The 26,417-nt window shown below is 40.4% G+C and carries 12 protein-coding genes and 2 pseudogenes; 7 read left to right on the top strand and 7 right to left on the bottom strand.

Annotated features, from left to right (window positions below; translation table 11 throughout):
- Positions 1 to 21: 21 nt before the first annotated feature.
- Positions 22 to 1,635, top strand: a complete 1,614-nt coding sequence (locus QE404_RS13135) for a CTP synthase (protein ID WP_307451152.1) — start codon at positions 22 to 24, stop codon at positions 1,633 to 1,635.
- Positions 1,636 to 1,907: 272 nt separating this feature from the next.
- Positions 1,908 to 3,708: pseudogene (gene yidC, locus QE404_RS13130) on the top strand (membrane protein insertase YidC).
- 122 nt (positions 3,709 to 3,830) lie between these two features.
- Here yidC and QE404_RS13125 read toward each other — a convergent pair.
- On the bottom strand, positions 3,831 to 4,415 hold the full coding sequence (locus QE404_RS13125) for a ribonuclease HII (protein ID WP_307451148.1): 585 nt from the start codon (positions 4,413 to 4,415) through the stop codon (positions 3,831 to 3,833).
- A gap of 123 nt (positions 4,416 to 4,538) precedes the next feature.
- On the opposite strand from QE404_RS13125, the gene QE404_RS13120 reads away from it, so the two are divergent.
- The 3 genes and pseudogenes from QE404_RS13120 (at position 4,539) to argS (ending at position 10,932) form a co-directional block, all read left to right on the top strand.
- Entirely contained in the window at positions 4,539 to 7,574 is a 3,036-nt protein-coding gene (locus QE404_RS13120) for a SusC/RagA family TonB-linked outer membrane protein (protein ID WP_307453932.1), read from the top strand.
- 10 nt (positions 7,575 to 7,584) lie between these two features.
- A complete protein-coding gene (locus tag QE404_RS13115) occupies positions 7,585 to 9,039 on the top strand; it encodes a SusD/RagB family nutrient-binding outer membrane lipoprotein (RefSeq protein ID WP_307451142.1) in 1,455 nt (484 codons plus the stop codon).
- Positions 9,040 to 9,161: 122 nt separating this feature from the next.
- Positions 9,162 to 10,932: pseudogene (argS, locus tag QE404_RS13110) on the top strand (arginine--tRNA ligase).
- Between the two features lie 39 nt (positions 10,933 to 10,971).
- On the opposite strand, the gene QE404_RS13105 reads toward argS, so the two are convergent.
- From QE404_RS13105 to ccoN, 5 genes are all read right to left on the bottom strand, one after another.
- Positions 10,972 to 11,901, bottom strand: a complete 930-nt coding sequence (locus tag QE404_RS13105) for a YihY/virulence factor BrkB family protein (protein ID WP_307451138.1) — start codon at positions 11,899 to 11,901, stop codon at positions 10,972 to 10,974.
- Position 11,902: 1 nt separating this feature from the next.
- On the bottom strand, positions 11,903 to 14,230 hold the full coding sequence (gene tamL / locus QE404_RS13100) for a translocation and assembly module lipoprotein TamL (RefSeq protein ID WP_307451136.1): 2,328 nt from the start codon (positions 14,228 to 14,230) through the stop codon (positions 11,903 to 11,905).
- On the bottom strand, positions 14,231 to 19,261 hold the full coding sequence (locus QE404_RS13095) for a translocation/assembly module TamB domain-containing protein (RefSeq protein WP_307451134.1): 5,031 nt from the start codon (positions 19,259 to 19,261) through the stop codon (positions 14,231 to 14,233).
- 289 nt (positions 19,262 to 19,550) lie between these two features.
- Positions 19,551 to 20,438 (bottom strand): cbb3-type cytochrome c oxidase N-terminal domain-containing protein, encoded by an 888-nt coding sequence (locus tag QE404_RS13090; protein WP_307451132.1) that lies wholly within the window; start codon positions 20,436 to 20,438, stop codon positions 19,551 to 19,553.
- A 19-nt stretch (positions 20,439 to 20,457) separates the two neighbouring features.
- Positions 20,458 to 22,737, bottom strand: coding sequence for a cytochrome-c oxidase, cbb3-type subunit I (ccoN, locus tag QE404_RS13085; protein WP_307451130.1), 2,280 nt, complete (start codon positions 22,735 to 22,737; stop codon positions 20,458 to 20,460).
- A 182-nt stretch (positions 22,738 to 22,919) separates the two neighbouring features.
- Between ccoN and QE404_RS13080 the strand changes: the two genes are divergently transcribed.
- Positions 22,920 to 23,216, top strand: a complete 297-nt coding sequence (locus tag QE404_RS13080; protein ID WP_307451128.1) for a helix-turn-helix domain-containing protein — start codon at positions 22,920 to 22,922, stop codon at positions 23,214 to 23,216.
- Between the two features lie 26 nt (positions 23,217 to 23,242).
- Here the strand turns inward: QE404_RS13080 and QE404_RS13075 are convergent, their stop codons facing one another.
- Positions 23,243 to 24,445 (bottom strand): GAF domain-containing sensor histidine kinase, encoded by a 1,203-nt coding sequence (locus QE404_RS13075; protein ID WP_307451127.1) that lies wholly within the window; start codon positions 24,443 to 24,445, stop codon positions 23,243 to 23,245.
- 467 nt (positions 24,446 to 24,912) lie between these two features.
- On the opposite strand from QE404_RS13075, the gene QE404_RS13070 reads away from it, so the two are divergent.
- The gene (locus QE404_RS13070; RefSeq protein ID WP_307451125.1) at positions 24,913 to 26,298 is read left to right on the top strand and encodes a T9SS type A sorting domain-containing protein; all 1,386 of its coding nucleotides are present in this window, start codon (positions 24,913 to 24,915) and stop codon (positions 26,296 to 26,298) included.
- The last annotated feature ends 119 nt before the right edge of the window (positions 26,299 to 26,417 follow it).

Raw genomic sequence — 26,417 nt, 5'->3', positions numbered from 1 at the left:
ACTTTGCACAAACCTAATCTAATGAGTAAAAAGAATACAAAGTACATCTTTGTGACAGGAGGTGTAACTTCATCTTTGGGGAAAGGAATCGTATCTGCCTCTCTGGGGCTTCTGCTAAAATCACGCGGTTTCAACGTGACGATTCAAAAGCTTGATCCGTATATTAATATCGACCCGGGAACCCTTAATCCTTATGAACACGGAGAATGCTATGTAACCGAAGATGGTGCGGAAACGGATCTGGATTTAGGTCATTATGAGCGTTATCTGGACGCTCCTACTTCTCAAAATAACAACGTTACCACAGGGAAAATTTACCAGACTGTTATTGAAAAGGAAAGAAAAGGAGACTTCCTGGGAAAAACAGTGCAGGTAATTCCTCACATTACCAATGAAATTAAGCGAAGGATTAAAATCCTTTCTAAACAAAATTATGATATCATCATTACCGAAATTGGTGGTACAGTAGGGGATATTGAATCCTTGCCGTATATCGAAACAGTGCGCCAGCTGAAATGGGAATTGGGAGAAAAGAATTCGATGGTAATTCATCTTACTTTACTGCCTTACCTGGCATCAAGCGGGGAGCTGAAAACTAAACCTTCCCAGCACTCTGTCCGCCAGCTGATGGAAAGCGGTATCATGGCTGATGTCCTGGTATGCAGGACGGAACATAAAATTCCGAAAGACCAGAGAGCGAAACTTGCACAGTTCTGTAATGTTCCGCTGGACAATGTGATAGAATGCAAGGACCTGGAAACCATTTATGAAGTGCCGATGTATCTTCAGAAGCAGAATTTTGATGATGTGGTTTTAAAGGAACTGGATCTGAAAAGTGATAAAGAAGCTGATCTTAAGGACTGGAAAAGTTTCCTTAAGAAATTCCAGAACCCTAAAAAATCGATTGAAATTGCCCTGGTAGGAAAATATGTTTCCCTTCAGGATTCTTATATTTCCATTGCTGAAGCATTTAAGCATGCCGGTGCCGACCTGGAAACCGAAGTGAAGATCAGATGGGTATACAGTGGGGATATTACCGAGGAAAATGTTAAAAATACCCTTGCCGGAGTGAACGGAATCCTGATTGCACCGGGATTCGGAGACCGCGGTATTGAAGGAAAAGTGCTTACGGCACAGTATGCCCGTGAACATAAGGTTCCTATGCTGGGAATCTGTCTGGGGATGCAGATCATGACGATTGAATTCGCCAGAAATGTATTAGGATATTCCAAGGCTAACTCTATGGAATTTGATACGTCTACCGAACATCCTGTAATTTCATTGATGGAGGAACAGAAAAATGTGGTGGATAAAGGTGGAACCATGCGTCTGGGGGCCTGGAAGTGTGCCTTGAAAAACGGTTCTGCTTTACATGATGTGTACGGAAGCAAGAATATTACAGAAAGACACCGTCACAGATATGAATTCAACAGTGATTATATCGGTGAATTTGAGATGAACGGATTCCATGCAACCGGGACCAATCCTGAGACCGGACTTGTAGAAGCACTGGAAATGCCGGATCATCCTTTCTACATCGGTGTACAGTACCATCCGGAATATAAGAGTACCGTAGCCACGCCGCATCCTCTTTTCAGAGCCTTTATCAAGGCCTGTGGAAAAGAAGTAAAGTAATTGCAGACAGCAAAACGTCATATAATAAACTCAGACTGATTATTCTCAGCCTGAGTTTATTATATAGTAATGCATTATAGCATAGAGTTTTGATAAAAAAACAGTATTTTTGTCGACTCCAAATTGTATGTCATTTGATGTACATTTTAAATTGAAAGTTTACAACCGCAAAAGAAACGAAACGCATTGAACTTGAAAAGATTTACAACTTTAAGTGTCGTGATTGGTGGTTAAATAAAAGGAATACATTTAAAAATTTTAATTAAAATAAAATGCAACAGAACAACGGACTTGATAAAAGTCAAATGATCAGTTTTGCGGTGTTATGTCTTGTCCTCTTCGGATTTATGTTTTATTTTCAGAATAAGCAATCGAAAGAAGAACAGGCAAAGGCTCAGCAACAGAAAACCGAACAGGTAAAAAATGCTGTGAAACCGACTCAGGCCAGTAATATCAACCCTAATGTGACGCCAGGAGCAATTCAGACGGCCAGTCTTGGCAATAATGAGCTGAAAATTGAATTTTCAAGTCTGGGGGGGCAGGTGTCCAAAGTGGAACTGGCTAAATACAAAGCATACGACCACAAAACAGATAATGCCGATCTTCCGCTGTATCTGATTACAAAGAATAACTCCAACTACGGTTTCCAGTTCAAGGATAAAACAGGAAAGGTAATCAATACCAAAGACCTCGTATTTACCCCTTCAGTAAATGGAAATACCGTAACGATGACTGCAAACTACAATGGAGCGGTTATCCAATTCGTCTATACATTGCTTGAAAAGTATACTCTTGATTTTAAAGTAAGAACTCAGGGGCTGGCTAAAATTACTTCTGATAATAAAGCAGACTTTATCTGGGATTATAGTGTAAGGAACCTTGAAAAAGGACGTGCTCAGGAGCAGTCGCATTCAGAATTCTCGTATGCCTTCAATAATTATAAAGATTATGATTATGACGGAAGGACTACGATGGATGAAGAAAAAGAAACGCTGAACTGGATCGGAGTGAAACAGCAATTCTTCGCTTCTGTGATTGAAGCTAAAAACGGGTTTACCCAAAGTAAAGGAAATCAGGAGAATATTGAAGAAGGCGAATACCTGAAAAAGCTAAATTATGAAGGTTTCGTTCAAATGACCGGCAGCGAACTGAACCAGGATTTTACCTGGTATTTCATGCCGTTGGATTTGCCATTACTGAAATCATATGATAAGAACTTTGATGAAATCTTGCCGTTAGGATGGTCTTTTATCGGGTGGATGAACAGAGGATTCTTTATTCCGATCTATAATTTTATCTCTTCATGGGGCTTAACTGCAGGATGGGCGATCTTTGTACTGACCATTTTGGTTAAGCTGATCCTTTCACCCATCATGTACAAGCAGCATAAATTAAGTGCTATGATGCGTGTGATCCGTCCGGAAATCGATGAGGTAAATGCCAAGCTGAAAGATGCAGATCCAATGAAGAAACAGCAGGCTACCATGGAAGTATACCGTAAGGCAGGAGTTAACCAGATGGCGGGATGTCTGCCGGCATTGGTACAGATCCCGATCTTCTATGCATTATTCCGCTTCTTCCCGAATTTCATTGACTTGAGAGGGAAAGGATTCTGGTTTGCCAAAGATCTTACTGCCTATGATGATCTTATTAAATTGCCATTTAAAGTTCCGTTCCTGGGGGGACCACCTGAGTATTTTTGCTCTTGCCTGTACCATTGTCATTCTCATCTACACGATTATGACTTCCGGTAATATCCAGCAGCCTCAGCAGGAAGGAATGCCGAATATGAAAGTACTGATGTATATTTTCCCGGTTACTTTCCTGTTCTTCCTGAATACTTCCGCATCCGGTCTTTCATGGTATTATTTCGTATCGAATGCGATTAATATCCTGATCATTCTGGTGATCAAATACTGGATCCTGGATGAAAAGAAAATCCATGCACAGATCCAGGCCAATAAAGAGAAGCCTAAAACTGAAGGGAAGTTCCAGAGAAGGATGAGAGAGATGATGGAGAAGGCTCAGGAGCAGCAAAAAGCTACTGAACAACAGCGAGGAAAAAAGAAATAGAAATATATAAATCTTTTATAACGTAAAGAGAAGCAATATTATTGCTTCTCTTTTTTATTTAGAATCCATATAAATTTCAATATATGCGGATTCAAATGTTATAACTCACTTCCACTTGACAATTAATCATACTTCAATCGGAAAGAACGCCTGTGGTATTTCGTGGGACCATGCTTAATCAGGGCTTCTTGGTGTTTTTTTGTTGCATATCCGAAATTGGTATTCCATCCATATTCAGGATGCTCTTCATGGAGGCTTATCATAAGCTGATCACGGTAATTTTTAGCGAGAATGGAAGCCGCAGCGATAGACAGCATCTTTGAGTCTCCCTGTACAATACACAGGTGCGGAATATAATTGTAAGGATGGAACCGATTGCCGTCAACCAGAATGAATTCAGGTTTGATTGTCAGTTTATCCAAAGCGTTATGCATAGCATGTATACTGGCATTCAGTATATTATGCTGGTCTATGAATTCGGGTGGTAATTCAGCAATGGCGTAGCATCTCACATTTTCCTTAATGTAAATATCCAGTTCCTGCCGGGTTTTGAAATTTAATTTTTTTGAATCATTAATGAGGTTTTGTTCAAAGGTATCATCTATAATTACGGCCGCTGCAACTACAGGTCCGCTCAGACATCCCCTTCCTACTTCATCACAACCTGCTTCGATATAACAATCGGTCCATTTTTTTAGCAATTCCATAATTTTATGAATAATTGTATGATACAAATTTATGGATATTTAAAATACTATGAAAGGAATAGTTTTTTGTTGTGATTTATTAAGAAAAGTTTTACAAATTTGTGTTAACAAAATTAATCTGATATGAAGAAAATAACTGTAGGTATACTTACATTAGTACTATCTTCATCCCTAGTTGTATTTAAGGCTCAAGAAAAAAAGTCTGATACAGTGAGAACTCAGGAGATCGAAGGGGTTGTAGTTACTGCATTGGGTATTAAAAGAGAGAAGAAATCGTTGGGGTATGCTACCCAAGAAGTAAAAGGAGAGGACGTCAATAAAAATCCGACACCAAATTTTCTGAACAATCTATCCGGACAGGTTGCCGGTATGGATATTAAGCAAAGTACAAATTTTGGAGGCTCTATTAACGTAGTGTTAAGAGGGTTTAAGTCTTTTTCGGGAAGTAATCAGCCTTTATTTGTTGTTGATGGTGTTCCTATTATTAACAATAATATCAATACATCCAGTCAGGCTACCGGACGTTATGGAATCGACTATGGTAATGCTGCCTCGGACATTAACCCAAATGATATAGAAACCATCAACGTACTCAAAGGAGCAGCAGCAGCAGCTCTGTATGGTTCACGTGCTGCCAATGGTGCGATCATTATTACTACTAAAAAAGGTAAAAAGAACCAAAAAGGAATCGGGGTTGAGTATTCTAGCTCAGTTACCATTTCTTCTATCGATAGGACAACTTTCCCTAAATATCAAACGGAATATGGTGAAGGATATGTAGGAGAAGATGAATGGGGAAGTTATAATGGCGGCTTAGCAGCAGGGTTTGGAAGTGATGCTTCTTATGGACCTCGCTATGACCCTAATTTACTGGTCTATCAATATGATGCATTCATACCGGGCTCTCCAAACTATGGTAAAGCAACACCTTGGACTATGGCTAAGAACGGGCCTATCTCATTCTTTAAAAATGGTTCCAACTTCACAAACAGTATATCTCTTAGCGGAGGAGATAATACAGCTACTTACAGAATTAATTACACGAATCAGGATGCTACGGATATAATGCCAAATAGCTCATTGGTGAAAAATAATTTTGGTGGTAATGCATCTTATAAAATAACAGAAAAGCTAACAGCATCCTTGTATGCCAATTATATTACTCAGAAAACCAAAGGAAGAAATGATACTGGATATAATGGTAATATATTGTCAGGCTTTAGGCAATGGTGGCCTACAAATGTTGATATCAAGCAACAGGAAGATTTCTATAATCTCTCTCATCAGAATTATACCTGGAATATCACAAGCCCTACAAATCTTGCACCACAGTATTGGGATAATATTTATTTTCAACGCTATCAAAACTATCAGAATGACAGTCGAGACAGATTTAGTGGCAATGTTACTTTGAGTTATGATGTTTCAAAAGAATTAAATTTCTTAATGAGATTAAGTAATGATAGCTATAGTATGACTACTGAAGAGAGAAAAGCTAACGGATCTGTTCCTAATATTTTCGGACTTAATCCAAACACGCCTCAGCCTTCAGGCTATCAATTGAGTAATTATAGATTATCTGAGAGGAATTATGATTTCATTGGTACTTATAAGAAAGATCTTACAGAGGACTTTAATTTGAATGGTGTACTTGGTACCAATATCCGCTATAATTCTGCTTATTCTGATATTCATTCTACTGTAGGAGGGCTAAGTGTTCCCAATTATTTTGACATATCAAACTCTAAAGAAAGACCACTTAATCAAACCACTGATATAAGTAAACAGATTATAGGACTATTTGCCCAGGCTAGCCTAGGGTTTAAAAATACATATTACCTGGAAGGAACAATAAGAAGAGATCAAAGTACAGCTTTGTCAAAGGGCAATAATGTGTATTGGTACCCGTCCGTTTCTGGTAGTGTTGTATTCTCAAATTTAATCAAGGCGCCATGGTTAAGTTTTGCCAAAGCTCGAGCCAATTACGCTGTTGTAGGAAATGATACGGATGCTAATCAGTTGATAGATACTTATTTGGCGGGCTCTCCGTTTGGGTCGCAACCTGTGTATCAATTTAACGCAGTTCTAAAAAATCCAGATCTGGTAGCCGAGAAATTGAAAAGTATGGAATTTGGTATCGAAACATCCTTTTTAAAAAACAGAATTGGTTTTGATGCGACCTGGTATAAAAATGATTCCGAAAATCTAATTTCAAATGTACTTGTTTCTTATGCATCCGGTACCACATTGCAGAAACAGAATATTGGTAATTTAAGAACCGAGGCATTTGAACTTTCATTAAGGCTGACTCCAATTAAATCTCAAAGCTTTTCTTGGAATTTGGTAGCAAACTGGTCTAATCCGAAAACAACAGTTACAGCTCTGAAAAACGGAGTTGATAACCTAGCTTTACAAACCAATACTTCTCAAGGGGGGGTTACTTTGAATGCTCCTTTAGGAGGTTTATACGGAACGATTTATGGCTCTGATTTTATCTATGCTCCGGATGGACAAAAAGTAATTGATCCGGACACGGGTGCTTACATGAAGACAACTACGACCAATAATAATCTGGGTAGCTATCAGGCCCAGTGGTTCGGAGGATTAAGAAATACGGTGACTTATAAAAATCTTTCTTTGAGTTTCTTAATTGACATGAAGAAAGGAGGAAAAGTATTTTCTTTAGATCAGGCATATGGTTACGGAACAGGTATATATGCTGATTCAGTAGGCTTGAATGATTTAGGTAATCCAATCAGGAATACTTTGGCAAACGGTGGTGGAATTATTCAGCAGGGGGTTATCCCGGATCCTAACAATCCCGGACAATACATAACCAATAATGTAAGGTTAGATAAATCATGGTCCAGCCAGGTATTAAATACAGATCCTCCAGCGGCTGCATTTGTTTATGATGCAAGTTATGTAAAGCTGAGAGAAGCATCTATTACCTACAACTTATCGAAAGAGGCTTTAGGCTCTAAATTTATTCAGGGAATGTCATTTAGTTTAATAGGAAGTAATCTTTGGATCATCCATAAGAACTTACCCTATGCTGATCCTGAAGCGGGATTGTCATCTGGAAATTTGCAGGGATATCAAGCAGGAGTTATGCCTACAACAAGAAACTTCTCATTTAATGTAAAAGTTAATTTTTAAACAGTAAGAAATGAAAAAAATCATAGTACCGATATTAATAGGGACGTTGACATTATTTACCAGTTGTGCATCGGATGACATCAATCTGGATCCACACTCGGCCTATACAACTATTCCTTCTACATTAGTAACGAATGCCCAAAAAGAATTAAGTGATTATGTGAATACATGTAATGTAAACGAAAATAATTTTCGATTGACCATGCAGTATTGGCAAGAAACTACTTATGTTGAAGAAAGTAATTATAATTTCACCAATAGAAATGTATCTAATCAGATATATTTAGATAATTATGTTAATGTATTAAACAGTTTGGTAAAAGCGAAAGAATTGATAAATGCTTATCAACCTGTACCTTCCGAGGTAAATGACTGGCCAAAAATCAAACAGAATCAATTAGCAATAGTAGACATCCTGCAGGTTTATACTTATCAGATTTTAGTAGATACTTTTGGGAATATTCCCTATTCGCAGGCTAATCAGCTTGGGAGTAATGTTGCACCTGCTTATGATGATGGTGCAGGAGTCTATGCCAATTTGATAACAAGATTACAGCAAGATATAGCCAATATTGATACAGGCGGAGGTATAAATTCTGCTTCAGATGATTTTTCTAGTGCAGATAAATTTTATTCAGGAAGTCTGTCGGGTTGGAAGACTTTTGGGAATTCTCTTTTGCTAAAGTTAGGAATTGCAATTGCAGATTCTAATCCGTCACTAGCACAGCAAACTTCAGCCACTGCTATTAATAATGGAGTAATGACTTCATCATCAGATGACTGTAAGTTACAGTATCTGTCAGGTTCTCCGAATTGGAATCCGGTTTATGAAAATGTTAAGGCAAGTAATAGAAATGATTTTGTAGGAGGGAAACCGTTAATTGATTATATGAATGCCAATAACGATTCCCGGATATCAAGGTATTTCAAAACTGTTGGTACCACAGGAAATTATATAGGTCAGGCTATTGGTCAGCCGGCAGCTTTTGCAAATTTTTCTGCACCAGGCAATTTTGCATATACTGCTACTACACCAGGAATAATAATGAATTATACTGAAGTTGCATTTTACCTGACAGAAGCAAGTGCACGTTGGGGAATAGGAGGAAGTGCGGCTGTAAATTACGCAAATGCTATTACTTCATCTTTTACTGATTGGGGAGCAACTTCAGACGCTGCAGCTTATATTGTAACCCATCCTTACAATCCTTCAAATTGGAAGCAATCCGTAGGTCAGCAAGCTTGGGTAGCAATGTATAATCAGCCTCTTACTTCTTGGAATTTTTGGCGAAGATTAGATTACCCAGTTCTGCAACCGGCAAGTGCAGCCACAATATCTAGTGTTCCTGTGCGTATGAATTATCCGGCAAGTGAATATCAGACAAACGGAGCAAATGTTAGTGCAGCTGCTTCAGCAATCGGTGGAGATTTGCTTACTACCAAGATCTTTTGGGACAAACAGTAATAAAAGTACACTTTTTAACATTTAATATTATAATACCGCCTTCGGGCGGTTTTTTTATTTCAGTATATTTGTACCTTAGTTTATACCATTCAGGATCTGCCTGAATGAAATGCATATCAATAATGAACATCAAAAATATCGTAGGCGAAAAGCTTTCAGAAGTTATCCTCAATATCTACCAGCTGAAGGATGTCAAACTGGAAGTTCAGGAGAACAAGACTGAATTTGAAGGCGATTTCACAATCGTAACTTTTCCGCTGGTGAAGCAGCTGAAAAAAAAATCCGGAAAGTATTGCTGTGGAGTTAGGGGAGGCCCTGACTACACAAACCGATCTGCTGGAAAACTTTAATGTGATAAAAGGATTTTTAAATATTAAGATCAGGAACCAGTTCTTCATCGGTAACCTGCAGTCAGTATCAGAAAATATTGATGAGGTTGAGTCGAAAAATGCTACGGTAATGATCGAATATTCATCTCCGAATACCAATAAGCCGCTGCATTTGGGGCATATCCGGAATAACCTTTTAGGATTTTCTGTATCTCAGATTCTTAAAGAAGCCGGATATGATGTCATCAGGACCCAGATCATCAATGACCGGGGAATCCATATCTGTAAATCTATGCTGGCCTGGGAAAAGTTTGGGAACGGTTCTACACCTGAAGCTACCGGAATCAAAGGCGATAAATTTGTCGGGAACTATTATGTAGAGTTTGATAAGCAATATAAGCAGCAGATTGCCGCATTAATGCAGGATGGGATGACCGAAGAGCAGGCCAAAAAGGAAGCGCCGCTTATTAAAGAAGCGCAGGCCATGTTGCTGGACTGGGAAAATGGAGATGAAACTGTAAGGAATCTATGGAAAGAAATGAATTCATGGGTATATGCGGGATTCAATGAAACTTATAAGAGGCTGGGGGTTGAGTTTGATCAGATTCAATATGAAAGCAATACTTATATTCTGGGAAAGGATCTTATCCAGGAAGGGCTTGATAAAGGTGTACTATACCGGAAAGAAGACGGTTCGGTATGGTGTGACCTGACAGATGAAGGACTCGACCAGAAACTCCTGCTGCGTTCAGACGGAACCTCGGTATATATGACTCAGGATCTCGGTACTGCCGTAGAGCGTTTCAAGCAGAATAACATCCAGAAACTGATTTATACGGTAGGAAATGAACAGGATTACCATTTTCAGGTCTTATTTAAAATACTGAAGAAATTAGGGTACGAATGGGCAGATCATCTGTATCACCTTTCTTATGGAATGGTAGAGCTTCCAAACGGTAAAATGAAATCCCGTGAAGGGACTGTGGTGGATGCCGATGACCTGATGCAGGAAATGTATGACACAGCTAAAGCGAAAGCCATTGAATTAGGAAAGCTTGAGGGCCTTTCAGAAGAAGACCGCGAAGCTTTGTACGAAACTGTAGGGATGGGTGCACTGAAATACTTTATGCTGAAAGTAGACCCTAAGAAGAAAATGCTATTCAATCCTGAAGAAAGTATAGAATTTAACGGAAACACAGGCCCTTTCATCCAGTATACGTATGCACGTATCCAATCCCTGCTGGCCAAAGCAGATACAGGATTTGCGGAAATAAAGGATTATGCAGGGACTGAACTAAACCAGTCTGAAAAAGAGCTGATCATGCTTCTCGCAAATTACAAGCCTGTGGTGGAAAAAGCTGCTGAATCCCTAAGCCCGGCTCAGGTTGCCAATTATGTATATGAGTTGGTAAAGGCATACAATTCATTCTACCAGAGCAATACCATCCTGAAGCTTGAAGATGAGCAGCTGAAAAACTTCCGGTTGAGCATATCTGACCTTACCGGGAAGGTAATCAAAAAAGCTTTGCGACTGCTGGGAATAGCAACCGTGAACAGAATGTAACCATAAAAAAGCCTCCTGAATTTCAGGAGGCTTTTATTTTTATGCCTGACTGTTTTTATCTTTCATGCTTTCCTCATACAGTTTGGCTTCACTCCATTTAGCATGTTTGGACGGAATAATCGGATAGCCTTTTTTCAGGGTATAGACCTTGGTGAACTCTGCACCGAAGAAGATCAGCATGCAGGAATAATTGATCCACATCATAATCAGAATAATCGTACCGGCGGCTCCAAATGCTGATGTCGGTTTAAACTGCGCGAAATACAGGCTCAGCAGAAATTTCCCCAGGGTAAACAGGACGGCGGTCAGCAAGGCGCCTTTCCATACCGATTTCCAGCGGATCCTTACGTCCGGAAGTACTTTAAACATCAGCGCAAACAGCAGCATGACAACAGCAAGCCCAATGGCAAAATTAATTACCTCCACCAGCATATAAGTTTCATATCCGAAATAGCTCGTAATCCAGTTATTCAGTAGGCTGATGAGGGAAGATAAAATCATCGTGATCATCAGAAGGAACCCTAAAACCAGGATCATTCCCAGGGAGTTGGCCCGGTCGATAAGGAATTTCACGAATGCTTTTTTAGGTGCAGATTCTACATCCCAAAGAGTGTTCAGGGAATGTTGCAGCTGGAAGAATAAGGTAGTGGAACCGAATACCAGCGATCCTATTCCTACAACTTTCATGAAAATATTTTCTTTGTCAATCAATGCGCCGGCAATCATATCCTGAATACTCTTGGCCACATCAGTACCCATAATTCCACTGATCTGGCTGCTGATTTCCCCGCGTATAGCTTCTTCACCGAAAAAATTCCCGGCAATCCATATGATGATGATCAGAAGACCCGGAATTGAGAAAATGGCATAATACGCAAGGCTTGCAGAATCTTTAGAAGCAGAGGAATTATTCCACTCCTTAAAAGTATCTTTTAACACATCCCAGAAAAATTTGAGGTTGTTCTTCATATTAAAAAGGATATCCGATAGCAATATTTAAAATAAGGTTATCTTTCCTCCAGTCGGAATTTCCGAAATCTATTCTATCGAAAGTCCAACGGTCGCCTTTCTCATAATAAGGTACCCTTAACGGCATAGCAAGGTCCAGACGCAATACGAGAATAGAGAAATCCAGTCGAAGACCCACCCCGGCACCTACAGCAACTTCACTCAGGAAGTCCTTGGAAAATTGGCCTCCCGGCCTTTGTTCGTCAGCATTAACCAGCCAGATGTTTCCGGCATCGGCAAAGACCGCTACGTTTAAAAACTTGTAAAGGTTTGCTCTGTATTCTGCATTCATCTCCAGTTTAATATCACCCGACTGATCAAAGAAAAATGTATCCTTCTGTGTCCTCGGATCGTAGCTTCCAGGCCCGAGTGTTCTTGCCCGGAATGCCCGGATACTGTTGCTTCCTCCCACGAAAAACTGTCTAGAATACGGAACCTGCACAGAATTTCCGTAAGGATAGGCAATACCGGCTATGATTCTCGATGCGAACGATGTTTTCTCTGCAAACTTATGGTAAAACCTGAAATCATGTTCCATTTTCACATACTGGCTGAAAGGTACATCAAAAATTGTTTTCTGCTTCCCCTCCTTGGCATTGGCCCCGCTCAGGAGTCCGGTAAGGTTTCCTGCTAAATCTACCATTCCTTTATAATAAATGGTATTGGTTTTAGGCAGCATCGTATTAGTATACGTATAGCTGTAGGTAGGCCCGAAAATTAGCTGTTTATCAACTACCCTTTGCAGATAGGGATTCTGGCTGGCCTGCTCCTGGAATTTCGGGGTAATATTAGCCGGAGAAACATAAGTGACATCAATAATTTTCAGGTCATGTTCCTTTCGTGCGTTTTCTTTCCAGACATAGCCAAAAGAGGCATTGAATGTATTTAGGGTATATAATTGTGTCCGGTTCTGGAATTCATATCCTAACGTAATGTTGGTTCTCGGCACGAAGGCACTGGAAGAATTAAAACGGAATGGTGCCACGATCCTTGGGATGGAAAGCTGTGCATTCGCACCGGCACGGAAAATATTGTTGGCATCTTTCGGTCCGCCCACCTGGACGTCAAAAGCTCCGTAAACAGCTGCTTTAAACTGTTCCGCTCCACGGAAGAAGTTACGGTGGGTCCAATTGAGGTTCAGCTCGCTTCCCGCATAGTTGGCCGAATTCGTTCTTCCTAAAGCTTCCAGTCGCAGCGACTGGAGCTCGCGTGGCGTAAGAAGGTAATAGGCATCAAAACGGTGCTGAAGGGAATCTGAAACCACAAATTCATTCTTCACAAACTTGAATACCCCTAAACTGATCAGCCTGTTTAATGTAAGGTTATGGTCCGTACGGTTATATAAATCTCCGGTCTTGAAATATAAAGCCCGGTCAAAAATCTTCGGTTTGAATTTATGTTGCGGATCAATAACGTAAATATCTTCATAGGCATATTTAGAAAGCGAGTCTTTATCCACAGGAATGGTATATTTCCCGTTTTTAACATCCAGAATATTATAGTTCGGGAATACGATCACTTTATCAATGCTGAATTGCTGTGTAGCCAGGGCCGGAGTATTATCCTTAAGCTTCACGTTCAGTTCCACTTTATGGTTTTTGCTCACGGTACTGTCTGCCTGAACAATAATATTATCCGGATGGAAATAATAAAACCCTCTTTCTTTTAAGCCGTTGTCTATTCTCTGGCGTTCAGATTTGATGACATCCAGGTCAAACGGATTGCCGGGCTTTAATAATGTATTGCCCGTCAGCTTCTGGATTTCCTGATTGATTACTGTAGAATCCCGCTGGAATTTAACGTCGCTGATGAGGTATCTTGCTCCCGGCCTTAAGGTATAAATGACTTCTGCTTTCCTATTTTTGGAAATGGTATCATAAGTTGCTCTAGCATTAAAGTACCCCTGATTCTCTGAATAATTTTCAATAATATCCCGATTGAATTCCTGGTCGACATCACTTAGCAGAACAGGTTTTTCTCCAACCTTATATTTGAGCCAGTAACGGAGCCCTTTCTCTTTTTTAGGTTCTTTGGTAATATTGTAGAAAAACAGCCTGGGGCGCAATCCGAGAAAGGAAGAATTGGGTTTTGGCGTCAGGTTGCTTTCCAGCTCGGATTTCAGTGCGTTTTTTTCTTTTTTGGGAAGTGTGTCGTTTTCTATTTTAACTTCAGCCCCGGTATACAGCATCTGTCCCTGTTTCAGGTATTTGGTATTGCTGCACGAGACTACAGCAGAACTAATTCCTGAGGCTAAAGCATAGGTAAGATATCTATTGAATCTGTTTTTCATTTATTTAAATTCTACGGCTTGGTTGTTTTTATTCTCTTTTACTTTCTCCTTTCTGTTCCTGGACTTTTTGAAAATATCCTTGAACTGGTCATAATCCAGGGTGATCACAAAGCCTACACCCGTTTCGATGATCTGACCCTGAAGTGCTACCTGATATTCGTTTTTACGGTAGGCTCTCAGCATATACCTGCCATCTCTGGAGAGGCTGTAGTCCACTGTTACGTCTCCGGCGATATTGGTGGTGCTTTCATTCTGTCGCGCTTCACCTTCCACTCCGAAATTACTTCCTACCGAAACTTTTAGGCGGTCATTCAGCAACCTTTTGCTGATGCCTACATTAAGGTCAGTACGGGTATTCTTTTGGCCGGTTGTATAATCCTCAGAAGATTCCAGGTCAAAGTTCAGGTCTACACCTTTGATGAGTCCGGAAGCTAAATTATTCAGTTGCTGAGAAAGGATTTTGCTCACACTCTGCCTTGCCATAGCTTCTGTACTGAGGCCTGCACTGTTCTCAAACGGGTTTTCTCCTATGAAACGGTTCAGGAGCAACAGGGCAAACACCTGCTTATTCATTTCAGATTCTTCCGTTCTCAGCTGAGCCAGTTTGGCTTCTACGGTTTCCACTACAGAGGAAGCGACAGCATTATTTTTATCATCGGTTGTAATGTCAAAGGTGATCACTGGTTTCATCAGTTCACCTTTCATTTGGAGAAGCGTATTAAAAGGAATTCTTTGTTTGTACTGATTGATTTCTCCCGGAGCCAGTCCGCTGATCTGCTGCTCGACTAAATCAAGCGGTGCCGTCTCAGTTTTATAGACTGCCGTGATATCAAGATTGGCAGCGGTAGGCTCGCCGGTCCATGTGATGGTGCTTCCTTTCTGGATATCAAATTTACGTTTGAGTAGACTTACCGACAGTTCATAGCTTCCTTTTTCCACTTCATAGACACCGACCAAGGTAGTTTTACCTGAAGGATCAACTCCTCCGGTCAGTTCAGCCTCTCCCTGAAGCTTCACAAAATCCCCATTAGCCTTATCGATAATAAGCGATATTTTGGCTTCTTTGCTGACTTCGATATTCACGTTAACGTCCATTCCTTTGATCTTACTTTGTGTATCAAGGGAGTCCGCTTTGATGGTTTTATTAAGAGTCACCTGATCCTGATCAATAAATTCCACAATACCATCCCTTTCCTGTAACGAAGGTGTAGACTGCGGAAGCACAAACGTAAAATCCGTATTGTCAGCTACGGCAAGCCTTCCGTCTACTTTAGGCAGGTCTAAATTTCCCCGTACATGAAGCCCGGCATCAATGGCCAGGATTCCGTACATCATGGCATCATTGGATTTTTCTGAGTTTACGACTTTAAAATCCTTGGCATTGACGTCCAGATTAAAAGCAAAATCCCTGTAAGTCTGTGTAAGTACCTGTCCGTCGATAACCAATGAGTTTCCGTCTTTATCATTGATTTTAAAATCATTCAGTTCGATGCCGCGGTTTGTAAAATTGATTTCATCGCTGATGTTTCTGAAATCACTTCCGGTTTTGGCGATTTCAAGGCCAACGTTGTTCATTTTTACCGTACCTAAAATTTTCGGTTGGCTTGTAGTACCGGCAATTTTAAGATTTCCAGACAGATAGCCTTCCGTATTCGTAATGGCATTCATGGAAAAGCCTTGTACACTTCGCATTTGCAGCTGGTTAATGGCCATGTTCAGGTCAAAAGAACTCGCTGAAGTGTCATAATTTCCCGTAATTCTTACATCGTTGTTGTTTCCGCTAAGGGCAATATCAGCATTCAGCAGCTTCGCAGTGGAGCTGTTGACCTTCACTGCAAGATTTCCGACAGGGTTCTCGTAGACAATCAGGTCCGAAATATTAATGTCTGAAGTAAACGTCATATCCTTCGTCAGGTTCCTCAGTTGTGCAGTACCATTGATAGTTCCGCGCGCCAGGAGTGTATCTTTCTTAATCAGTTCAGTAATGGTTTCAATCTTAAAGTCCTTCAAGGAAACATTCAACGGACTTCCCGGTGAACTGTTTTCAGACTGCAGAAGAATTTCGCTTCCTGAATTAGAGAGCCTGAAATTATCTGCCAGTATGCCATTATTGCTGATCTGTATCTTATTGTTATCTGCTACGGTCCAGTCTGTATAATTCAGCTTCAGTCCGTCAGGATTAAGGGAGATTTCAGTAACGTCATTCAGTGATTTGGCATTACCTGCAATCAGGAACTGGGTAACATCCTTGTTATCCTTCGTTATAATAGTGTAAGTGATGGTATTGTTGGCTACATCACCGTTAATATTCACTTTATTTAGAGCAAGGCTTGGGCTCTTCAGGCCGCCGACATTCAGGACATATTGTAATGCCTGGTTTTCATTCGTAATTCTCAGTGAAGCATTTTCAATGGAGTTTTCTCCGTACAGCAACTGTGGAATCTGGCCATCCACTTCAATTTTTTGCGAATCTGCATTGTAATTCCCGGTGAGTACAATCGGCTGGAAATCTTTCAGGTCCGGAGCAAACTTGCGGATCAGGTCGTCATTCTTGATTTTAGCATTGAATGTGAAAAATTGTCCGCCGTCAATTTTCTGAGTTTTACCAGGCTTCTGAAACTGATAATATTGATTAATGGTCTGGCTTAATGCACCAAAAATCTGAGTGAGCTTATATTTACCGGTCAGCTCCACATCTGCAATCTGTGAGTTGAACAGAATTTGAGTGGAATCCTGGGTAGAGCGTGCTTTAAGGTTGACCTCCTGAATAGGATATACTTCTTTGGTATCTGAAAACGCAAAATCTTGCAGGTTCAGGTACCCATTAAGCTGGTCAGGGTTGAGGTCTGTAAAATCACCATCTATTTTTCCGGCTAGGATCATTGGTTTAGCGTAAAAACCAAGCTTGTTAAGGTCCAGCTTATTGATGTTTCCATTTACCTTCACCGTCTGGTTTCGGTCATTATACACTCCGGTAGCTGTCAGCTGCAGATTGGCATTCGGATCTTTGGAATTGAGTATGATATTGTAATTCCCACCATTAATTTTTCCGGTAAGGTCCATATTCTGGTAGCGGTAACCCTTATAAACAGCAGAAGCCACATGGCCTTTAAGGTCAGCCCTGGCATTTTTAAAATCAAAGCTTTCACCTTTTGCATAAATCTGGGCACTAATGGCTCCGATATCTTTGTTCTGGATAATTTTTCCGATCTGAAGACCCTGTAAATTGGCTTTTACGTCATACAGTTCCCTGTTCTTCCTCCTCATATCAACATTAGCTGTTACAGAAGCATTTCCGAGGGTTGAATACAGATTAAGATTCGTATTCACCATCTTGGTCGTTCCTTTTGCATTTCCTTTGATGCTGAAATGGGAAGGGAGGGAGATATTGGAAGGGATCGTTCCTTTAGGAACCAGGTTGAAAACAGTCCTGCCTGTGGTAGAAAGCTCACCTATTTTAAGATCGTAATAAAGGTTTTCAGGGTTCATCGCATTCCTGATCCGTCCTGAAGCTGCCACTCTGAGCTGATCCAGGCCTGAAAGTTTTAAGTCCTGAATAAACAGGTCATTCACACTTCCTTTGGCATTGACGTTAACATTGAGAACGGCATTAGGATATTTGTTGAAGGGAGCTGTATTTCTGAGTGTAGGAACAAGGTTAAGGATATCAGAAAAACCGACTTTTGAATCCCTGATGTTGGCATTCACCTGCACTGCTCCCGGATTGGAGCTGAGTTGCTGGATTGAGTTGTAATTCAATACTACTTCATCCCTTAGCAGTGTTTTAGGGGTCTGAAGGTAAAGGTCTTTCAGGTATGCCTGTTTTTCACCATAGACGAAATCCGTGTTGAATTTCTGGATATTCAGTCCCTTTGCTTCCTGTATTTCCGCTGAATTGACTGAACCTGCAAAAGTATTGTCCTTCATTTTGAAATTGCGGACTTCCACATTCATTTTTGAAAAATTAAGGTGATTGAAGTCCATTCCCTGTTTTGTAGGGGCTATTGCCGTATTATTGTAAGCGACTTTCACATCGTTTAAAACTAGTTTTCCAAGAAGAAGCTGCATGGCTTTCTGAGTAGAGGTTGAAGTTTTATCCTGTCCTTTGGTATCTTTCATATTGGCATCCTGTGCAGGCAGATAAAGATTGGCATTAATGTCAGCACCGGATAAAAACAGATTGCCTATGTTATAGGCATTGTTTTCCAGATCAAGGCTGTTGACACGGGTGCTTAATTCCTTAAAGAGTACCTTGGCAAATGTTTTGGTATTGTCATCACCGTAATCGATGTTGAAATTAGTCAGTTTGATTCCCCTTAAACCGATTTTCATAGGGTTTTTCTGTTCCAGTGAATCCACTTTTTTCTCCACCTTTTTGGAAACTTCTTCTATCAGGTCCTGTTTCAGTTTAAGCCTTAATCCGTCCAAATTGATATCGTTAACGGCATAATTATTTTTACTCAGGTCAAATGTCCTTACCTGGGTATCGAAAGAATTGAAATACACTTTGATATCATTCCTGGACTGCTGGTCATTAAAGGTAATGCCGATATCTTTCAGTTTGATTTTATCCAGGGAAATAATAAAAGGTTTTGAAGGGCTTTCCTGTTTATCACTGGTAGCAAACGCATTGATGATATAGTCGAAATTAAACTTTCCGTCCGGTTTTCTCACCACGTTGGCTCTTACCCCTTCCATATCCACTGAAGTAATATCAGCTTTAGAGTCGATGAGTTTAAGCATATGAAGGCCTACGTCGAGCTTTTTTACTGCCAATAGCGTATCGATTTCCTGACCTTTCAGGTACAGGTCTTCCATGATCAGGCTGTTGGGGAAGCCTATGTAGACTCTTTTGAGGCTTACTTTAGTTTTGATTTTCTTTTCAAGATAAACAACAAGCTTATCTTTTACATAGTTCTGGACAGCTGGAAGCCTTAGGCTCAGAACCAGCAAAGTGATGATGACCAGTATTGAGATAACGAATATCACAATACCCTTAAGAATTTTTCTCTTGTTAATTTTCAGTTTCAAAGTATTGGGTTTTTAACAATGATAATCATTCCGATAAAGGAAATTATCCGTTATGGTACCCATTTACAATACAAAAACCCTGCCTTGACTGTCCGTTATGGAATTTTTAGTTGAGTTTGCTGTCAAGTGAATAGTTGATGAAGACAGCCAAAGCATCGGGTTTAAGTTAAAAAAAGCCCCCTTTTAGGCATATAAAGTGAAAAGGTTAGCAAAAATGAAAATTCAAATGTTAGTTATAGCAAAAGGGGGCATGGATATGTTTTATTTGGTTGGTTATCAGTTTTAAAGGTTATTCGTTGCCGTTTTCCCATTCTACAGTTTCGCCCTGAGGCGCAGCACCGCCCTGAGCTTCGGTAACCGGTGCCTTTTCCCGGTTAATGTGATAGACATAGGCGGCAATTTTTTCAGCATCCCTTCCGGTGATCGTTCCTTCTTTCACAAAAGGTCTCATGGCAGGATTATTAGGGGAGCCGTTTTCCAGCATCCAGATCACATTTTTAAAAAGGCTCTTCTGTTTAACGTTGATCCAGTGGGTGTCTGTCAGGTTAGGTCCGATTCCTCCTATCCCTCCGTCTCCGTGGCAGGTTGTGCAGTTGGTTTTAAAAAGCTGTTCTCCTTCTGCAATATTATCGGCACTGTATTTTGCCGTTTCCAGGTTCACCGGCGGAGCGCTTTTTTCAAACTCAGTAATGGAGGCAAGCATGGTTTTGGTTTCCTGATCATATTCCTTTTCCTGATGGGCATAATCCGTAAAGGCATAAGCAGCCATATAGACTATGCAGAATACGCATCCGAACCAGAACAGGCCTGTCCACCATTTTGGAAGAGAATTATCGAGTTCTGTAATCCCGTCAAATCCGTGGTCGATGAGAATATCTTTTTCCTCAGATTGGGATTGTTTTTTAAATGCCGAATTCCATAATTTCTGATAGTAAGGAATTTTCTTCTGTTCAAGATAAGCCTGCTTTTCTTCTTCGGTTAGCCTGCTGAAATTTTCATTTTCAATCAGGTCACCTATCGAATTCATGATCAATAAAAGGATTGTGGCGATTAAAAGAAGTCCCCAGAAAAAGGCAGAGGTAAGATAGCTTCCGTCCGGACTGAACATACCAAAGAGCAAGGTGCTGAGTACGACGGTTAAGACAATATATACTGAAATGGGTGTTCTTGGTTTCATTGTAATTCAGGTTTAATGATTACTCGATGCTTGCGGTTTTGATGTCAGTGGTTTTGATGTCGGTGCCCAGTCTTTGCAGGTAAGCAATTATCGCGGTAATCTCCCTTTTCTCAAGTGGGATGAATGCGGTTCCTCTGGTGATCTTTTCTTTTTCCATCTGTGTTTTCACATCGTTGGCTTCGGCATAAATTCTTTTCACAATAGCCTGAGCCTGATGGTCTGCCCACTGATTGGATGAATCGATCTGGGCTTTGGTATAAGGGACATCGAAGGCATTTTTCATGAGTCTCATTTTATCAGCCATCTGTGAGCGATCCAGCTCATTGCTGATCAGCCATGGGAAGCGTGGCATAATAGACCCCGCAGAAGTAATCCTTGGGTTATACATATGCTTAAAGTGCCATGAATCAGGATTTCTGCCTCCCTCTCTCTGAAGGTCCGGTCCGGTTCTTTTGGAGCCCCAGAGGAACGGCCTGTCGTAGATAAACTCGCCCGCTTTGGAATACTGTCCGTTTTTGCCGTTGAATCGTACAACTTCATCCCGGAACGGTCTGATCATCTGTGAGTGGCATGAATTACATCCTTCGCGGATATAGAGGTCTCTTCCTTCCAATTCCAGCGGGGAATAGGGTTTTACTGCTGAAATAGTTGGCAGGTTGCTTTTCACGGTCAGTGTTGGGACAATTTCTACCAGACCTCCGATGGCAATGACGGCAAAAGCAAGGACAGAAAGCAGGGTAGGGGTTCTTTCAAGCCAAAGATGGGTTCCCTCGCCTTCTTTTCTTCCGCTTCCTACCCTGGCTAATGCTGGTGCTTCTGCTGGAACGTTTTTCTGGAACGATCCGGCACGTACGGTTTTGAATACATTAACAGTCATCAGTACAGCGCCTGTCAGGTAAAATATTCCTCCAATAAATCTCATCTTGAAATATGGAATGATTGCTGTCACCGTATCGAGCCAGTTTTTCCAAACCAGTGTTCCGTCCGGATTGAACTGTTTCCACATCAATCCTTGTGTAAATCCTGAGATATACATCGGTACAGCATAGAAAATGATCCCCAAGGTGCCCAGCCAGAAGTGCCAGTTGGCCAGTTTTTTAGACCAGAGAGGTGTTCTCCACAGGATCGGTACAAGATAGTATACAATCCCGAAAGCCATAAAACCGTTCCAGCCGAGGGCACCTATATGTACATGACCGATTACCCAGTCGGTATAATGCCCTATTTTATTCAGTGATTTTGTTGCCAGAAGCGGTCCTTCAAAGGTCGCCATACCATAACAGGTTACTGCTACCACAAAGAATTTAAGGATTGGGTTTTCCCTTACTTTATCCCAGGCTCCTCTCAAAGTAAGAAGGCCGTTCAGCATTCCTCCCCATGACGGAGCGATCAGCATAATGGAGAATCCGGTTCCCAATGCCTGGGCCCATCCCGGAAGTGCAGTATACTGAAGGTGATGCGGGCCGGCCCACAGGTATACGAAAATCAGGGACCAGAAGTGAATGATGGATAGTTTATAAGAGAATACCGGGCGGTTGGCTGCTTTAGGCAGGAAGTAATACATAAGGCCCAAAACAGGGGTTGTGAGTACGAAAGCCACTGCATTATGCCCATACCACCATTGTACCAGCGCATCTTTTACGCCTGCATAGGCCGAATAGGATTTCCAGCTGGTAAACGAAAGCGGAACTTCGAGATTATTGAAGATATGTAACATCGCTACGGCAATCCAGGTAGCAATAAAAAACCAGATCGCTACATATAAATGCCTTACCCGTCTCTTGGCAATGGTTCCGAACATATTGATTCCGAAAATGATCCATGAAAATGCAATTAAAATATCAATCGGCCATTCGTGTTCAGCGTATTCTTTAGAGGTGTTGATCCCCATCAGGAAAGTAATGACAACCGAGATAATCATGATCTGCCAGGACCAGAAATGCAGCCAGGATAAAGTATCACTGTACATTCTGGTTTTAAGCAGCCTCTGAAGGCAGTAATAAGCTCCGCAAAAGAATGAGTTACAGACAAAAGCGAAGATCACAGCGCTGGTATGCAGCATTCTGACCCTCCCGAATCCCATTGCTCCCTGCGTATTGATCAGTCCCTGGATGTTGCCGCTTCTCAGACTTTGGATGGTAACATCATCGGTTCCGAATAAAAACTCAGGCAATTCAGGATAAAACAGCATTAAAGCAGCGGTAAGTCCCAGTAAAAAGCCTATGAGCCCGAATACAATAGTGGCATACAGGAATGCCCTGACAATAGTATTGTCATAATTAAATTTTTGCGTATCCATAATTGCAAATGTGTTGACTGAGATGATATTATTCCTTTCCTATTCAATTTTTAAACCCGTAAATGAGAAAGAAATTAAATATCATGTAGGTGTGTAATGTTTTGCCAAAGGTATTTAATAACTTTGTCGGAGTCTAGTAGGTATTCTTCTAAACTATACTGAAAACTACTAAAGCAGTTGAGATGAAAATATGCAGTCAAAACATCAGAAAAGTACGCCGGAGTAAGGATTTTACTCAGGAATACATGGCTTTTGAAATGGGAATTTCCCAGAAAGCATACTCGGATATAGAGAATGGAAAGGTGAAGATCAACCTTGATACACTGACCAAAATTTCAGAAATCCTGGAAATAAAGCCGTCCGATATCTGCAGCATTTCGGATAAGTGCGGCATGAACGATTACCAGGATAAATACCAGGATCTGATCAAATATATGAAGCAGAATAATATTCCGGTTCCTAAAGAGTACCTGGAGTAATTTATATTGTATGGAGTATTGCTTCCTCAGTGTCTAGGAAGCTCTACAAAGAAGGTAGTTCCTTGTCCTATTCCCGGGCTTTCTGCCCATACTTTTCCGCCGTGCATTTCAGTGAGCACTTTCACCGTGTACAGGCCGAATCCGTGGGAACGTTCATTTCCTGTAGGTTTGGAAGACAGGCGGGAAAATTTCCTGAACAGTTTGTCAAATTCCTCCTGTGCAATCCCTGCTCCTTTATCGCTGATCTGAAAAAGCACTGTTTTCTCCGATTCTGAATAGTGGAGATTGATAACAGATCCCAGAGGCGAATACTTGGATGCATTGCTTAAAAGATTAGCCAGAACATTATGGATCCTTTTACGGTCAATGTGCAATATGGTATCGGTGACGCCCTGTATCTTCAAAACCTGCTGTTTATGTTCCATAATCATTTTAAAGTCTCGGTACAAATGGTTTATCAGATCCCTGATTTTTACAGATTCTTTGGATAACTGCTCTTCTCCTTTATTCAGGGAAGCATCACTCAGGAGATTGCTGATGCTTTTCTGCATGAAATCGGCTCTTTCCAGAATACTGTTGCCAACTTTCTGAATTATCTCATTATCCCCGGCCTTTTTCTGGATCAGCTGGGCGGAAATCATGATTGAAGTAAGAGGATTCAGCAGGTCATGGGTAACCTGGTGCAGGTGGTCGTCAACAATCTGTGACATCTGCCGTTTCATTCTTCTGGATTCCAGTTTTTCCAGAGCCAGGGAAGCCAGTTTTTTCAGAAGGGAGGCCTGTGTTTCTGTAATGGCATTCCTGGGCTGATCATCAATCACACAGACAGTGCCTATATTATGCCCCTCCGGTGTTTTTATGGGAGCCCCGGCATAAAACCGGATGCCGCCTTCTGTATGCACGTAAGGATTTTGGCTGAGCTCATTGAACTCATGTGTATCATAAAATACAGTAATATCATCTTCGAGAATCGTAAGTGAGCACAGGCTGTCATTTCTATGCACCTGGTTGGTTGGAAATGTACTCAGGTTAGATTTAAAAAATACTTTTTCCGCATCCACAAAATTGACAAAAGCGCCGGGAGCCTGAAAAATTTCCGCAGCAATGCTTGAAATTGTATCGAATTCCGGTTCCGAAAGCGTATCAACAACATCATACTGCTTTAATTTAGACAGCCTTGCTCCATCATTGGAAGGGATGAGGTCATCAGGAAAGGAATATTTTTTCATGGTCCTTTTAGTGTATCATTTGTATTACCTACCCAAAGATAAATAATTTAATCTTAAAAGTGAATGGATGAGAAAAATTAACAAAAACTATCCTGTAAAATTATTATGAAAAAGCACAAAGTATAATTGAGTTTAGTTTCTGGTCAATATGGATAAGTAATCATATGAAATGTAAATAATCCGGAAATAAATTTTAATGCGTCAAGTTTTGACGCTTACTCCTTTGATATTTGCTAAAAATAATGGAAAATGAAAATTACTAATAGGACAATATTTCATATTTAATGCCGTGTTATGGTGAAAAAAATAAAATTATTGATTTTTTAATAATAGATAGGATTATTTTTCTTACTTTCGTGACTTAAAAATAGATATATCTTTTTATTGTGAAAAATAATCTTAAATGGTTACAGTAATTTTCTAATTATTTAAAAGCTGCAAATATATAAAAAACAACTATACTTTATATGATTAAAACTTTATCCTCTAGGATGTTCATGGCATTGCTGGTGTCATGTTCATTCTCTGCGTATTCCCAACTGGTGGGTTCAGATGTCCAGTTATGGGAAAAGGCAAATCCCAATGCCCGGGAATCAGCCAGGTGCAAAGATGAAAGCCTGTTGAATTTTCATTGCGGCATCAAAGACAAGCTGCTCAAAAAGTACATTAAGTACAGTAAAGACAAGAGCCATACCTTAAGCCTTGTTCATGCATCAAAAGAAGATGAAATGATCTGGGAAATTGAAGACAAAAATGTGTCTTTAAGCAATCATGCTTATACCAAAGGTAAAAGTTCAAAGGAAATAGGCAAAAGGCCGAGTATATTTTCCTTTACTGGATCTGCAGACTTAAGAAAGGAAAAAAAAGATAGCTTAAGGATCAGATTTGAAGATCAGAGTCTTTATGAAATGATTTTTCTTCCCAGGAAAGCTAAAATGATGGATCTGAACAAAATTCACTCCTACCTTTCCATAAAATACGGGATCTCTCTGGAAAAAGGAAAGTATTATGCCAGTGATGGTAAGGTACTCTGGGATCCTGAGAAACATCAAAACTATAGGTACAGGCCGACAGGTTTGGGCAGAGATGATAAAAACGAGCTTTATCAGAAGCAGTCATCTAACCAGGCAGATCCGTTTCTTGCGATTGGTCTGAATAGTGTCCAAAGGACAAATTTTGAAAATCCTTCCGTCATTGACAACTATAATTTTGCAATGTGGTCAGATGACAATAAGGAAATGTCTGTAAAGCCGGAAAAAGATCTTGATGTTCTGGAGAGAAACTGGGAAATCAGTTTTATCGGGAATACCATTCCTAAAACAAATTATACGGTACGGATTGTCAAGGAAAAGATAAATCCACGTGCTATTCCCCTTTCTTACTGGATGTTGCTGAAAAAAGATAACGGCGAAATCAGAAAACTGCAGGGTGTTGAACAGGAAAGCTATATTATATTCAATAATATTGAATTCCTTGACGCTTTTGATTCTGTTAATACGGCGCATTTTACATTTGCAGTAAGCCCAAGAAATAATAAATCAGAAGAAATAAATCCAAGTTCAGGTTCCAATACGGGCAGTATTCGTAATATAAACGATTTGTCACTGGATATCAATAAAATTGCTCTTTACCCTAATCCTGTTAAGAAGGATCAGAATTTTACCATTGTGTTTCCTAAGATGGATGGCCTTGTAATCTCTATTTACGATGCTGGCGGAAGATTGGTGAAGCTTGATAAGATAAGCAATACAGCCAGTTCCTATATGAATCATCTGCCAATTCAGACTTCATACCTTATCAATCTTACCCAGAACGGGAAAATCATAAAAACATTCAAATTAATCGTAGATTAAATAATCATGAAAATACACATTAACCGGTTTCCTTTTACCAGGAAATCATGTCTTCTGCTGTGCTTTTTTGCCTGTATGTTTGTGTTCGCAAGCTTCACCAAAAAGGACAGGCAGAGAGT

It is taken from the genome of Chryseobacterium camelliae (assembly GCF_030818575.1).
In the GTDB taxonomy this organism is placed as follows: Bacteria; Bacteroidota; Bacteroidia; order Flavobacteriales; family Weeksellaceae; genus Chryseobacterium; species Chryseobacterium camelliae_A.
This window is presented reverse-complemented; position numbering and strand designations above follow the sequence as displayed.

Excerpts from the sequence above, each read along its gene's own strand:
- QE404_RS13125 (WP_307451148.1), bottom strand. The coding sequence starts at position 4,415 with ATGGAATTGCTAAAAAAATGGACCGATTGTTATATCGAAGCAGGTTGT.
- QE404_RS13105 (WP_307451138.1), bottom strand. The coding sequence starts at position 11,901 with ATGAAGAACAACCTCAAATTTTTCTGGGATGTGTTAAAAGATACTTTT.
- ccoN (WP_307451130.1), bottom strand. The coding sequence starts at position 22,737 with ATGGATACGCAAAAATTTAATTATGACAATACTATTGTCAGGGCATTC.
- QE404_RS13135 (WP_307451152.1), top strand. The coding sequence starts at position 22 with ATGAGTAAAAAGAATACAAAGTACATCTTTGTGACAGGAGGTGTAACT.
- tamL (WP_307451136.1), bottom strand. The coding sequence starts at position 14,230 with ATGAAAAACAGATTCAATAGATATCTTACCTATGCTTTAGCCTCAGGA.
- QE404_RS13080 (WP_307451128.1), top strand. The coding sequence starts at position 22,920 with ATGAAAATATGCAGTCAAAACATCAGAAAAGTACGCCGGAGTAAGGAT.
- QE404_RS13070 (WP_307451125.1), top strand. The coding sequence starts at position 24,913 with ATGATTAAAACTTTATCCTCTAGGATGTTCATGGCATTGCTGGTGTCA.
- QE404_RS13075 (WP_307451127.1), bottom strand. The coding sequence starts at position 24,445 with ATGAAAAAATATTCCTTTCCTGATGACCTCATCCCTTCCAATGATGGA.
- QE404_RS13120 (WP_307453932.1), top strand. The coding sequence starts at position 4,539 with ATGAAGAAAATAACTGTAGGTATACTTACATTAGTACTATCTTCATCC.
- QE404_RS13090 (WP_307451132.1), bottom strand. The coding sequence starts at position 20,438 with ATGAAACCAAGAACACCCATTTCAGTATATATTGTCTTAACCGTCGTA.
- QE404_RS13115 (WP_307451142.1), top strand. The coding sequence starts at position 7,585 with ATGAAAAAAATCATAGTACCGATATTAATAGGGACGTTGACATTATTT.